The sequence below is a fragment of the Mycoplasma buteonis genome, assembly GCF_000733865.1.
GTDB lineage: Bacteria > Bacillota_I > Bacilli_A > Mycoplasmatales > Metamycoplasmataceae > Mycoplasmopsis > Mycoplasmopsis buteonis.
In genome coordinates this window covers 109,790-124,696 of sequence record NZ_JPOK01000004.1, presented here as the reverse complement: position 1 = coordinate 124,696, position 14,907 = coordinate 109,790, and the positions used below count along the sequence as shown (strand labels likewise).

At 29.3% G+C, this 14,907-nt stretch carries 9 protein-coding genes; 7 read left to right on the top strand and 2 right to left on the bottom strand.

Features of this window, described 5'->3' with window-relative positions:
• Positions 1–110: 110 nt before the first annotated feature.
• Both EI91_RS00495 and EI91_RS00490 read left to right on the top strand, forming a co-directional pair.
• Positions 111–1,619: an ABC transporter ATP-binding protein gene (locus tag EI91_RS00495; protein ID WP_211245399.1), complete on the top strand. Its 1,509-nt coding sequence runs from the start codon at positions 111–113 to the stop codon at positions 1,617–1,619.
• A gap of 213 nt (positions 1,620–1,832) precedes the next feature.
• Positions 1,833–3,746: an ABC transporter ATP-binding protein gene (locus EI91_RS00490; protein ID WP_051789148.1), complete on the top strand. Its 1,914-nt coding sequence runs from the start codon at positions 1,833–1,835 to the stop codon at positions 3,744–3,746.
• Positions 3,747–3,781: 35 nt separating this feature from the next.
• Here the strand turns inward: EI91_RS00490 and EI91_RS00485 are convergent, their stop codons facing one another.
• Complete coding sequence (locus tag EI91_RS00485; RefSeq protein WP_036451892.1) at positions 3,782–4,765, bottom strand: MAGa7180 family putative nuclease; 984 nt, start codon at positions 4,763–4,765, stop codon at positions 3,782–3,784.
• Positions 4,765–5,403, bottom strand: a complete 639-nt coding sequence (locus EI91_RS00480) for a hypothetical protein (protein ID WP_036451891.1) — start codon at positions 5,401–5,403, stop codon at positions 4,765–4,767. The genes EI91_RS00485 and EI91_RS00480 overlap by 1 nt, the downstream gene beginning before the upstream one ends.
• A gap of 362 nt (positions 5,404–5,765) precedes the next feature.
• Between EI91_RS00480 and EI91_RS00475 the strand changes: the two genes are divergently transcribed.
• From EI91_RS00475 to lon, 5 genes are all read left to right on the top strand, one after another.
• Positions 5,766–8,330, top strand: a complete 2,565-nt coding sequence (locus tag EI91_RS00475) for a PTS sugar transporter subunit IIABC (RefSeq protein ID WP_036451889.1) — start codon at positions 5,766–5,768, stop codon at positions 8,328–8,330.
• Between the two features lie 154 nt (positions 8,331–8,484).
• Positions 8,485–9,111: a uracil phosphoribosyltransferase gene (gene upp, locus EI91_RS00470; RefSeq protein ID WP_036451887.1), complete on the top strand. Its 627-nt coding sequence runs from the start codon at positions 8,485–8,487 to the stop codon at positions 9,109–9,111.
• Entirely contained in the window at positions 9,098–9,823 is a 726-nt protein-coding gene (locus EI91_RS00465; protein WP_036451885.1) for an MPN527 family putative ECF transporter permease subunit, read from the top strand. Before upp ends, EI91_RS00465 begins: the two co-directional genes overlap by 14 nt.
• 8 nt (positions 9,824–9,831) lie before the next feature.
• Positions 9,832–12,177: a class I tRNA ligase family protein gene (locus EI91_RS00460; protein ID WP_036451883.1), complete on the top strand. Its 2,346-nt coding sequence runs from the start codon at positions 9,832–9,834 to the stop codon at positions 12,175–12,177.
• 9 nt (positions 12,178–12,186) lie between these two features.
• Positions 12,187–14,907 carry an endopeptidase La gene (gene lon / locus EI91_RS00455; protein WP_036451882.1) on the top strand — a complete coding sequence of 907 codons (2,721 nt, stop codon included), beginning with the start codon at positions 12,187–12,189 and terminating at the stop codon, positions 14,905–14,907.

The window sequence follows — 14,907 nt, the reverse complement described above, 5'->3', positions numbered from 1 at the left end:
TTATAACTTTATCGCTTTATTTTATTTTAAGAATAATCATTATTTTGCAAAATACATGTAAAATAAAAAATATTTATTATAAGTAAATATAAAAAAATAGAAGGGACAAAATGGACTCGAAACAAAACAAAAATAGAGTGACTTTATTTTCACAAACTCATAATTATCGAATGGCATCTATGCTTTCAATTATTTTTGTGATTATTGAAGTTATTTGTGCAATTTTTATTCCTCGTTTAACTTCAATTTTAATTGATCAAGGTATTACTTTATCAAATAAAACTATTATTTGACAGTATTCAGGAATTATTTTTACTTTAGCAATTATTTCACTAGCCAGCGGAATGATTAGTGGATTTTTTGCATCAAAAGCAACAGCAGGAGTTGCTAAAAACTTAAGATATAGTATGTTTAAAAATATTGAAAGTTTTTCTTTCGCTAATTTTGATAACTATTCTAAAGCTTCCCTAATTACAAGACTAACAAACGATATCACTAATATCCAAAATGCTTATATGATGGTTATTAGAGCTTTTGTACGTTCACCTTTTATGCTTGTTGGAGCTATTATTATGGCTTTTAGTTCTAATGTAAAGCTAGCTTTAGTGTTATTAATTGTCATTTTTATAGTAACGGTTATCTTAATAACAATTATTTATTTTGCATTTCCAAGATTTACCAAAATGCTAGAGGGATATGATTTATTAAACTCAAAAGCAAAAGAAAATATTGTAGGTATAAAAACTATTAAAGCTTTTGTTACCGAAAAAAAAGAATACGAAAGTTTTAAAGAAACTTCACAGTGAGTTAAAAAGCTTTCTATTCGTGCAGAAAGACTGGTAGCTTTAAACTCACCTTTAATGGTTGGAACTATTTTTATTTCACTTTTCTTCATTATGCTTGTTGCAAGTATTCAAATTGCTAATGATCCGCACGGTGAAATGACAATCGGATTACTAACTTCTTTTGTCAGTTACATGTTTCAAACTTTAATGTCACTAATGATAGCTTCAATGGTGGTTGTTTCTATTACAATTGCTAAAGCATCAGCAACTAGAGTGCTTGAAGTTCTAAATGAAAAACCAATTCTAACAAATAGTTCTAATCCAATTTATGAAGTTCAAGATGGTTCAATTACTTTTTCAAACGTTTTTCTTCAGTATGAAAAAGCTCATAAACCAACATTAAAAAACATTAATTTAAATATTAACTCTGGTGAAACTATCGGAATTATTGGTGCAACAGGAAGCGCTAAAAGTTCTTTTGTAAATTTAATACCTCGTTTATATGACGCAACAGAAGGTCAGGTGTTAGTGGCTGGTAATGATGTTAAAGATTATGATTTATTTACTTTAAGAGAAAGTATTGCTATTGTTTTACAAAAAAATACTTTATTTAAAGGAACGATTCGTGAAAATATGAAATGAGGTAAACCTGATGCGTCTGATGCAGAAATTATTGAAGCGTTGCAAAATGCAGCAGCTTATGATTTTGTTTTTGAAAAAGAAAAAGGATTAGATACCCTTGTTGAGGAACGAGGTAATAACTTTAGTGGTGGTCAAAAACAACGTTTATGCATAGCAAGAGCTTTAATTAAAAAACCAAAATTATTATTTTAGATGATTCAACTAGTGCAGTTGATAATAAGACAGATAAAAAAATTCGCAATGCATTTGCTCAAAAATTAGAAAGTACAACCAAAATTATTATTGCTCAAAGAATTAGCTCAATCGAAAATGCAGATCGTATTATTGTGCTTAGACGCGGTAAAGTTGATGCTTTTGATACCCATGAAAATCTTTTAAAAACTAACGAATTTTACAGAGGATTATATGAAACACAAAACAAAGAAACCGATTAAACCTAGAGCTGGAAAAGGTACTTTTAAAAGATTATTAAAATATATTTGAGCTAAAAACAAAGTCAATTACCTTATTGTTATTTTTTGCATTATTTTATCGACTGTCGCTCAGGTTCTTTCGCAAGCCTTTTTAGGTTCTATTTTAGTTAATAAGTATTTAGCTCCATATGAATCGGGAGCTGTAGAAACTTTTGATTGAAATGGATTTTCTGTTGCTATGAGTGTAATTGGTTTAATTTATGTTATTGGTTTAACTGCAAATTATACTTTTTCAAGAATTTTAGTTTCTATTACTCATAAAACTATTAAAAATTTACGTGATGATTTATATCATCATATGCAAAAATTACCATTACAATTTTTTGATTCTCGACAAGATGGTGAAATTGTTTCACTATACACTAATGATATTGTGGTGCTACGTGATGTTATCTCACAAAGCATTCCGCAAATAATTAATTCAATTTTTACAATTTCTCTGTCTCTTGTAATTATGTTCATTTTAAGTTGATTTTTAACTATTGTAATGCTTTTATTAGTAACAATTATGTTTTTTATATCACAATTAATTGCACGAAAATCAGGACGTTATTTTAGAAATAGACAAGCTGCTCTTGGTGCAGTTAATGGTTACATTAATGAGTTAATTGAAGGAATTAAAGTTGTTAAAGTTTTCAACTATGAAAAACATGCACTTAATAAATTTAGTGACCTTAATAATAAGCTTTACCATAGTGATTTTAAATCTAAAGTAATTACAAACATTTTAATGCCAATTATGATGAATATGGGAACAATTAATTTCGTAGTAATTGCCTTTATTGGTGGTATTTCGTTAGCAAATACAAGCAGTGATTCTAGCAGTATTTTAAGTTTAAATATTGGTGTTTTAGTATCCTTTTTACTGTATGCACGTAGCTTTTCAAACCCTATTTCAACAGTTGCTCAGCAATTTAACGCCATTAATATGGGAGTAGCTGGAGCGGAAAGAGTTTTTAATGTTTTAGATCAAAAAACAGAAACTGATAATGGTGATATTTCGCTTGTGAGAGCATCAGAATTATCAGATCAAGAAAAAAATCAAATTTCATCTCTGGATTCAGAATACTTATGAAAAGTTACGGATAAAAATGAAGTTAAGTTTCTTAATGCACTAGGACATATTAAATTCGAAAATGTCTGTTTTGGTTATGATTCAAATAAATTAATTATTGACAATTTTAACTTAGAAGTAAATCCAGGTGAAAAAGTAGCTTTAGTTGGGTCAACTGGTGCGGGTAAAACTACAATTGCAAACTTAATCAACCGTTTTTATGATTTAACTAGCGGAACAATTTACTTTGATGGAATTGACACTCGCAAAATTAAAAAAGATGATTTGAGAAGAGCATTTGGTTTAGTATTGCAAGATACTTCTCTTTTTAGTAAAACTGTTAGTGAAAACATTGGCTATGGATTACTGAAACCAACACAAGAACAAATTGAACAAGCAGCAGTAGTTTCTAACGCTAATGAATTTATTGAAATTATGTCTGATGGATATCAAACTTATTTAGAAAATGCAGGTGAAAATCTTTCACAAGGTCAAAAACAGCTTTTATCAATTGCTCGAACATCAATTTTAAATCCTTTGGTTTTAATTTTAGATGAAGCAACAAGTACAATTGATACTCAAACAGAAAAACAAGTTCAACAAGCTCTTGATAAATTGCTGCATGGTAAGACTTCTTTTATTATTGCTCACCGACTTAGTACTATTAAAAATTCCGACAAAATTATAGTTTTAGAGCATGGAAAAATCATTGAACAAGGTTCACACAAAGAATTGCTTAAAAACAAAAAATATTATTACCAACTTTACACAGGTGCTACTGAATTAGATTAATTTAATATAAAATCCAGAACAAAAGTTCTGGATTTTTAAATAGTTTTATCTAAATCTGCTTTTCCTATTTTTTTTCATTCATCAAGTAAAGTTTGTCATTGTTCTTCGTTTTCACAAAGTAAATAATCAATTTGATCTTGATCTTTGCTTAAATCAAATTTAGGTGAAATTTTAGTGCTAGTGTATTTTTCATATCACTGGCGGACTGTTGCTATATCATCTCGAACTTCATTTTCATTAATTTCAAATTTATAACTACGCATATTTCGTTTATCTAAATCTACATTTTGTGGATCTAAGTAGTCATTTTCTTGTAAAAATAAAGCGACAATTACATATTTATAATTACCATTTAAGTAAGCGTATAGTTGACTTTGCTTACGATATGATAGTTCCACTCCATCAGTGGCTCATTTTTCTAGTTTCTTTTCACCTGCTGTTTTAATTTCTATAATCACACCTTTTGAGTGTTCATCTTTATATATAGCTTCAAGTTTTTTTAATTCATCATTTAAATTATTTACTAGCTGAATATCATTATCTAAATTCGCTTTCGCAATTCTTTCTTTTAGTTTATTGATTTGTGCTTCTGTTTCGATTTCATTATAAGAACACATGTATCCATCTGGCACTCCGCCAAAAATTGGATCTAAACCAGCAAAATAATCATAATTATAATTTGCTGCTTCGTAGTTAATTATTTTTGCTAACTCTTTATTTGGCTGATTTTTTCTGAGTTTATCAAAAATAATAGGTTCTAAAATAATCCCAGCATGTACATATTTATCTACTAATACTGGCAGTTTTAAACGTGTGATGTGACAAAAAGCACTAAATTCAGATTTAAATGGTTCATCTTTAAGTAAAATATCACCAATTGAACTTCCACCAATTTTTTTGTATTTAGTTCATTTGTTATTACTATTTAAAGTAGCATACAACTTGTCACTTAAAACTAAAACATGATTTTCTAAATCAACAAAATAATCTTTGTTATTGTAATATTTACGTGCTGCCATTATTTAAGGAAGTTACTAATAATTACATCAGCCATAATGTCTACGTTTTGAAAATTAGGAACTCAATCACGGTTAATTAAAACATCCATAGGTACAATGTGATCAAAACAAATATTTACTAATTTATCAAAGCTAGTTTCTGTTGAGTTATCATCAACTCCTGGAACAAATTTTTCTGCATCCATGAATTTTTCAATGCGAATTGAAACGATTCTAACTTCATCACCTTCTTTGACAATTTCTTGAATTCTCTTTTTGTTTCCTTTAAAAAAGTCAAGTTCATTTGGAAATCTTAAGTCATCAATTAAAAATAGACTATTTTTATTTTGCTGTGATGATTCTTTAGTAATTTCTAAAATTTTGTCAAATACTTTAGAACATCAAACGTTGTTATCAATATTTCTTCCAACTTCTCCCATAGCAATTCATAATGGACGAACAATTTCTTTGTCTTGTCCATTTCAGTTAATAGCTGCCAGAATTGGTTCGGTAATTTGTTTGATTGGTTGAGCAAAAGATAAGATATTAACGTTATTATCGAATTCTTTTGCACATTTTTCTTTTAATTTATTACTTAATAAACCTTTTCCACTTCTTCTTTTACCATTAATTAAAATAATAATATGTTTATTTTTCATCTTTACTCCTAACGAATTTTTTGTGTATTTATTATATATTAGGTTAATTTTAAAACAAAAAATAAAACAATATTCTTGTCTTACTGTGGAAACTTTTTTGCAGAATAAATTTTGCTAAAAATGATCAAAAAAGTAAAAAGTTAAATTTTAATTAAAAATAAGGAAATGTTACCACTATTTATTTGTTTTGAATTTTCACTTTTGGTTTTGACATGTGAAATTTAATAAAATTATTTTGCATACGTTTTAAAATGTATGTGTCTAATTTTTAAAACAATTTTATTCAAAAAATAAAAACTAGTTTCTTATTATCTTAATATTGATTATAAGAATTTTTAGTATCTTTATAAGAAAGGAGACTAATGAGCTCATTATTAAAAACAAGTTTTTTTAGTAAATTTAATAAAAAAACTAAGTCAAAAAACAATAGTGGTTCAGGTAAAGCTAGAAAAATCTTATCTAAGATTTCAGGTGCATTTATGTTACCTATTTCAGTTATGGCTATTGCCGGATTATTCCTAGGTGTTGGTGCTGCTATTTCATCAAATGCTGGTGATTTAGCAGGGCTTAAAACATTCGGAAGCTTTATCGAACAACTTGGTAACTCTGTATTCTACATTTTACCATTACTATTTGCGGTAGCTTTTGTTATCGCCTTTACTGATGAAGCTGGAGTTGCTGTTTTCGCAACTTTAATCGGTTATGTTGTATTCTTATTAATTCAACAAGTTTTCATTAAACCAGTTGAAAGTACAGAATATTTACAATTAGTTACATCAGAAGGTAACAAACCTGCATGAAATTCAATTTCATTGCCTGACAGTATTACTTCAATTGTTGATAAAAAAGAAAAAACTGAAGCTGTTGATGCATGAGTAGCTAATAACGGTATTATCGTACAAAAACATCTTACCGGATATACTGTTTTATTTGGTGGTGCAGGAAGAAATCCTGAATCATTACTTAAATTAGTTGGTTCAACAATGGGAATCACTTCATTACAAACATCTGTTTTTGGAGGTATTGTTGTTGGACTTGTAATGCAATATTTATACAACGAATTGCATACAATTAAATTACCTGCTGCAATCTCATTCTTTGGAGGAAAAAGATTCGTTGCTATCGCTGCCATCCCTGCAATGGCTGCATTAGCTATTTTATTCTTAATCTTCTGACCATGAGTTGGAGTTGCACTTAACAAAATTGGTACAGCTCTTGGTTCAGCTAAATACGTTGATTCATTTGTTTTCGGTTACATCGAAAGATCACTTATTCCATTTGGATTACACCACGTATTTTACGCACCACTTTGATATACTGAAGTTGGTGGTGATGTTGAAGCATCATTAAATACATTCACAAAAGCAGCTACTGAATTTGCTGCTGCTAATAATTCAAACGAATTATTCTACGGATTTACACAAGCACAAGTTAATGAATTATTAGAATCAGGGAACTTCCTTGCATTCCAAAAATTTGTTGCTGAAAATGCTGACAAATTAAAAGGTGACTCAACAATGTCACTTAGATTAATTTCATTTGAGAAAAATGATATTTACGGAATTCCTCTTTTTGCTTTTATTTCTGATTACTTAGGAATTAGAGTAGGAAGATTTATGGATGGTAAATTCTCAATCATGATGTTTGGTTTACCAGCTGCTGCTGTAGCGATGGTTTTTGCTGCACCAAAAGAAAATAGAAAAGTAACACTTGGAACAGTTATTCCTGCTGCAACTACTTCATTTATTACTGGAGTTACTGAACCAATTGAATTTACATTCTTATTCTTATCACCATTCTTATTCTGAGGATTCCACGCATTTATGGCTGCTACATCATTCCTTGTAGCAAACTTATTAGGAACACACATTCCTATGGCTTTCTCAGGTGGAGCACTTGATATGGTGATCTACGGAGCAATTAACGTACAAAAAGGAACACACTTCTGATGACCATTAGTAGTTGGTCCTGCATACGCAATTATCTACTTTGGATTCTTCTACTGATTTATCAAATGAAAAAACCTTGATACACCAGGTAGAGGTGGAAACACTAAATTATTTACAAAAGCTGACGTTAGAGCAGCTAAAGATTCAAAAAGTTCTGTTGAAGGTGTTGATCAAAAATCATTAGATATTGTTGCTGCTATGGGTGGTGTTGATAACATTACAGCATTTAACAACTGTGCTTCACGTTTAAGATACGACGTTAAAGATAAATCAAAAGTTAGCGTTGATGGTCTTAAAGCTGCTGGAGCTTACGGTGTACAATTTGTTGGAGAAAACCACGTACAAGCTATTTTTGGTACAGAAGCTGAACAAATCAATGCTTCAATTAACAAAAATAGAGATGCTATTGCTTCTGCATTAGCTAAAAATCCAGAGTTATTATCAAGAACTGAAACAGAAACAATCGAAGCAGTTCATGAAGCTATGGAAGATGATTACCAAGAATTAGTAAATCCAGTTCAACTTAACACAGTTGCACGTGGAAAAATTATTCCAATTGCTGAAGTTGAAGATCAAGTATTTTCATCTAAAGCAATGGGTGATGGATTTGCTGTTAAATTTTCATCAGAAAAAGTAGGAAATGTTTACTCACCAGTTGATGGTGAAGTAACACTTGTTTTCCCTTCAAAACATGCATACGGAATTACAACTAAAGATGGTGTACAACTTCTAATTCACATTGGAATTGACACTGTTGGACTTCAAGGTGAAGGATTTAAATCATTAGTAGCACAAGGAGACAAAGTAACAGCTGGACAACCTGTTGCTGAAGTTGACTTAGAGTTATTAAAATCAAAAGGTTTAATTACTGACGCTATTTGTGTTGTCTTAAACGAAGGAAAACACAACAGATTCAGCTTTACAAACAGCAGTTTTAATGCTGATTCAACAACAACACTTGTTGGTGAAGTTAAATAATAATTTCCTAAAAAATACCAGTTTTTCTGGTATTTTTTGTTGTTTTTTCCTAAAATTTTATTAATTTAATTACTTTAAAAAAGCTGTAAAAATTAACAATTTATTTAATATAATATAAAACATAAATATATCTTATAAATAAAACGGAGGTACAATGCTTAAAATTATTGATCACCCATTAATTCAAATTAAACTGACAAAAATGCGTGATAAAGATACAGATCACTTAGCTTTTCGCAACAATTTAAATGAAATTGCATCATTAATGGTGTACGAAATTTTAAGAGATTACCAATGTTTAGACAGTGAAATCACTACTCCTTTAAATCAAAAATTTTTAGGTAAAGCTTTTAGTAAAGAGATTGTTTTAGTGCCAATTTTAAGAGCTGGTTTAGGTATGGTTGAAGGAATTTTAAATTTAGTACCACAAGCTCGTGTTGGACACATCGGAATGTACCGTAATGAAGAAACACTAGAACCAGTTCCTTATTTTTTCAAAATGCCACAAGTTGCAAAGGATTCACTAATTGTTGTTGTTGATCCGATGCTTGCTACTGGTAATTCTGCAGCTGATGCAATTCATTCTTTACGTAAAGAAGGTTTTACTAACATTCAATTAGTTTGTCTTGTTGGTGTACAAAATGGAGTTGATAAAATCGAATCTGAATTCGGAAAAGATTTTAAAATTTATCTTGCTTCACTTGATTCTAAACTTAACAGTAAAGGATACATTGAACCTGGTCTTGGTGACGCAGGAGACAGAATTTTTGGAACAAAATAAAAAACTCAGTTCGTACTGAATTGTACTAACTGCTCTTTTGCTAGCTTTATCAATGATTATTGAAGCTGGAAGTTCTTTTTTAAAATTTAGTTTTTTGAGTTTTAACTTATCATTAGTTATTGTTTTGTTCTTTTTTTATTTAGCTGGCTACAAATACGTTTTGTTTTTGATTTTTTTAAAAACGATTTTAATGATTTTATTTAAGCAATCAGGTTTTATATTACTTACCATTTTAGGTAATGTTTTAGTCTTAATTGCTCAATTACTTTTTGTCTTTTTCTTTTATCTAGCTAGTCTTGGATTTAAGAAGATGCTAACAGTTAATGCACGTAAAAGTTTAACTAAAAACAGAATTTTATCCGAAGCTTTGAAATGAAATTTTGCTTTATTCGTGGCTATGCTAATTACTAGCTTATTTTTAGCTTTGCTTAATACTTTTTTTACTAATTCAATTTATTTTAAAATTTTAAATTTATTTCCAGAGCTCACTTTTAATCTAACAAAAGTTCAAGAATTTTATGAATCAAAAAACCTTAGTAGTTTATTTTTCGGCATAAAATCATATTTTTGGGCAAGTTTTAGTTTTTATTTAGTTTTTAACCTCTCAAATTTTATTTTTAATATAGTAGTAACTAATTTGGTTATGCTATTTGAATTTAAAACTATGTTTTTCAAAAACAGCAGTATACGCATTTCATTACACAAATATTAGGAGAAATCATGGCAAAATTTAATTATTCTGAAATTGATGCTAAATGACAAGAAAAATGATTGTCTGAAGGTTATTTTGAACCTGCAGATAATTTTGAGTTACCTAAAAAATATATTGTAAGTATGTTCCCATACCCGAGTGGAAAATTACACATGGGACATGTTAGAAATTATTCAATTGGTGACGCAATTGCACGTTACTACCGTCGTAGAGGGTTTAATGTACTGCACCCATTTGGTTGAGATGCTTTTGGTTTACCAGCAGAAAACGCCGCAATTAAAAATCAAATTCATCCACGTACTTGAACATATCAAAACATTAACTCAATGAACGAAGAAATTAAAAAACTCGGAATTTCTTATGCTTGAAACTATTTATGCATTACTAGTGATGAAAATTACACTAAATGAGAACAATATATTTTTATTAAGCTCTGAGAAAAAGGTTTAATTTATCAAAAAACTTCACAATTAAATTGATGCGAAGGTGATCAAACAGTTTTAGCTAACGAACAAGTTGTTGATGGAAAATGTTGAAGATGTGATGAACCTGTAGTAATTAAAGAAATGGAAACATATTATTTAAAAATTACCGAGTATGCTGATGAACTTTTAAAAGATTTAAAAACTCTTGAAGGTAAGTGACCGCAACAAGTTTTAACAATGCAAGAAAATTGAATTGGTAAAACTGAAGAGTATAAATTATCTTTAGCACTTAATTCTAAAATAAAATTAGAAAACTTACCAAGCTTTTTAATTGTGACGGATAAAAACAAAGAAAACATTATTAATGCTAATTATGTAGTAATTTCAAATAAACATGCTTTAGTAAACTTATTAAAAGAGCAAAATTATTTTACTGATAAAGAACTTAATTTACTTGAAGATATAAATAAACATTTTACTAACAAAGATTTTAGTCATAAAATTGCAATTAGAACACCATTTACTGTTTTTAATAATATTACTAATAGTGAACTTGCGGTTGTAATTGCTGATTTTGCTTCACATAATCCGAATAAAGTTTCTCAGTTTATGACTTATTTAAATCCAACACATGTATCTTTCATGCAAGCTAATGATTTAGAATTTACAGAGCTTAATAATGATTTAAGTAATTTCGAAAACAACAATTGAGAAAAAGAAATTAAATATAATCTGCGTGATTGAGGTATTTCACGTCAAAGATACTGAGGAACACCAATTCCGCTAGTTCACTGTGATAATTGTGGTGTTGTAGCTGAAGATATATCACATTTACCTATTACACTACCATTTAACGTTGAATTTACTGGTCAAGGTAATCCGCTCCAAACTAATCCTGAATGATTAAAAACTAAATGTCCTAAATGTAAAGGTTCTGCTACAAGAGAAACTGATACGTTAGATACATTCTTTGAATCTTCATGATACTTTATGCGTTACACTACACCAAATCATTTACGTGATGAAATGATTTTTGAACCAAAACATTTAAATTACTGAAATAATGTAGATGTTTACATCGGTGGTATTGAGCATGCTATTTTACACTTACTATATGCTCGCTTCTTTACTAAAGCTTTAGCAGATTTAAATTTAGTTCCTTACCGTGAACCTTTTAATACTTTAATTACCCAAGGTATGGTGCTTAAAGATGGTGCAAAAATGTCAAAATCTAAAGGTAATGTAGTTGAACCAAGTCAAATGCTTGCTAAATACGGAGCAGATACTGCTAGATTATTTATTTTATTTGCTGCACCTCCACAAAAAGAATTAGAGTGAAGTGATGCTGGTATTAATGGGTGCTTTAAGTTTTTAAATCGTCTTGCTGAACGCACTGATGAAATTATGCAAAATTTTGATATTAGACAAATTAAACAAAATGAATTAAATGCTGATGAAAAACTAGCGCGTATGAAACTTTATCAAGGTATGCAAAAACAACTTGAAACATACGAAAATAATGCTAATACTTACGCGTTTAATACTTTAATTTCATGAGCTATGGAAACATTAAACGCATATGATAAAGTTAGTTCACCACTTTTAATTACTGAAATGTTTTATGTTTTAATGAACATTTTAGAACCATTTATTCCTCATTTTGCATGAGAAGTTTCAGAAAAATATTTTGCTTTACAAAATTTAAGAGACTTTAATATTGTTAAAGAAGCATTAGAAAGTGATGAAGTGGTTTATCCAATTTCAGTTAATGGTAAATTTAGAGTAGAACTAAAAGTAAGTAAAAATGCAACACAATCAGAAATTATGAATTTAGCTAAGCAAACAGTAGCTAAATGAATTGAAAACAAACAAATATTAAAAGAAATTTTTGTACCAAATAAAATTATTAATATTGTGGTTAAAGGATAGGAGTAATTTATGTCAAAAAAAGCAGAAAAAACAAGCAAAGTACTTTGACACCTTGGAATCCCTGTTTACTATAAGTATGCAGCTTTTCCAGGTGCGTTATCAATTACTACACTAGAAGGTGATAACCTCAAGCTAGGTAAACTAATTGAAGATTTTGGTGCTCGTAATAATGGTGATTTATCACTTTTTAGATTTGTTTTTTATTTTGTTGAAGAACATAATGAAAAACAATTTAAATTAAAAAGTAATTATGCTATTTTAATTGAACCACTTAGTTTGGAAAAAGATACAGATGATAGATACATTTTAGCTTATCGTGTGACTAAAAGAGTTCAAATTCTTCCAGATAAAAGAATGATTGAATTAGATTTAGAAACCAATTATAAGCTTAATCCATGATTAAAAGATGAAGAAAATGTTGAACATTTTGTTAACGAATACGGTAACAAATATGATTGATTCTTCCTTGCGATGGAAGTAACTGATAGTTTAGAAGATTTAGTATCAGAGCAAAATCCATTAACTTCACTTCGTGGTTTATATGATTTATTAGCAACAAATATTTTTAAGCTTACTGATGAAAACAGACTTATTAAGCCGCAAGATACAATCTTTTTACAAAACCCAGTCTCAAAACGTCCATTTACTTATGATACTGTTATTGATTTAATCAAAAGATTTGAACCACACCACTTGGATTATCAAAGTAGTGCAAAAGCTCTTGGTGTACATATTGCGACATTAATCTCACTTTTTGATTCAAGAGTAGTTACTAAAAAAGATGACAAAATTTTTGGTGGCATGACTTTCTTAAGTTATGAAGATATTTTAGGAAGTGTAGTTGAATTTTTCACAACTATGTTACAACTTGATCAAGATCTTAATGAAGATATGAATCAAAAATTAACAGAGCAACAAAAAGAGTTTATGCTCCGTGAAAAAATGCGTGCTATTCAAAATAAACTGGAAGAAATGAATGCTTCTCCAAATGAAGAAGATGAATATGCATTAACTATTCGTGATCCAAAATTAAGTCAAATGTATCCTAAATCAGTTCAAAAAGTTATTGATTCAGAAACAAAAAGAGTTTCAGAAATGATGCAAGCTTCACCGGAAGCAACACTTGCAAAAACATATATCGATATTATGAAAAAACTTCCTTGAAGAAAAACGGAAAAAGAATATCTCGATATGAAAAGAGTACGTAAAGTACTAGATGAAAATCATTATGGATTAGATAAGGCTAAAGAAAGAATTATTGAATATTTAGCTGTTATTATTAATCAAAAATTAAAAACTAAAAATTCAGATGATAAAAAATTAATTAATATTGACGAACATTATCAAATCGATTTAAACTTATTCAAAGAAGGTGAAGAAGCTAAAAAACGTACTTTTAATAATGTTCCAATTATTGCATTAGTAGGTCCTCCAGGGACAGGAAAAACATCACTGTCAAAAGCAATTGCTGAAGCTTTAAACCGTAAATTTATTAAAGTTTCACTTGGTGGAGTACATGATGAAAGCGAAATTCGTGGGCATAGACGTACTTATGTAGGAGCTATGCCAGGAAAAATTATCAAAGGAATTAATCAAGCTGGTGTTTCAAACCCTGTCATTTTACTTGATGAAATTGATAAAATGAAATCAGATATGAAAGGTGATCCAGCTAGTGCGATGCTTGAAGTTTTAGATCCAGAGCAAAATATTCGTTTCCAAGATCACTATCTTGAACATGAATATGATTTATCTAAAGCAATTTTTATTGCAACAGCTAATTACTATGAATATATTCCTGAACCGTTATTAGACCGTGTTGAAATTATTGAGCTTTCTTCATATACTTTAAGTGAAAAAGTTAATATTGCACGTAAACACCTTATTCCAAAAGTGGTTGAACAAACAGCACTTGATAAAAAATATTTCCAAGTTTCTGATGAAACATTAGAATATATTATCAAACATTACACACGTGAAGCTGGAGTTCGTGGTCTAAAACGTTTACTTGACAAAATTGCACGTAAAATTGTTGTTAAACTGATGGAAAATAAAAAGCTGAAAGCTAACCCAATTACAATTGAACAAGTTACTGAGTATCTTGGTGTAATTCAATTTAAAGAAGAAACTCAAACAGAGGTAAACTTACCAGGGATTGTCAATGGACTAGCTTATACTTCATACGGTGGAAGCACACTGCAAATTGAAGTTAATACTTTTAAAGGAAAATCAGATATTAAATTAACTGGTTCACTAAAAGAAGTTATGCAAGAATCAGCCCAAATCGCTTTATCATATGTTAAATCTAATGCTGAAGAATTCGGAATTTCGGACTTTGATTTTGAAGAAAATACAATTCATATTCACGTACCAGAAGGAGCAGTACCAAAAGATGGACCTAGTGCTGGTGTAACCTTTACTACTGCTTTAATTTCTGCATTAAGTAACCGTGCAGTGCCACATGAAATTGGTATGACTGGTGAAATTACTTTACGTGGAAAAGTATTAGAAATTGGTGGGTTAAAAGAAAAATCATTTGCTGCTAGTCAAAAAGGACTGAAATATATTTTTATACCTGCAGGAAATGCAAAAAATATACAAGAGATACCAAATGAAATTAAATGTTCTTTAACTTATATTCCTGTTAAAGAATATAAAGAAATTTTTGATTTTATCTTTTTAGGTAAAAAACCGCAAGAAGTAATAACTACAGCTTGCGAAGAGAAAAAATAA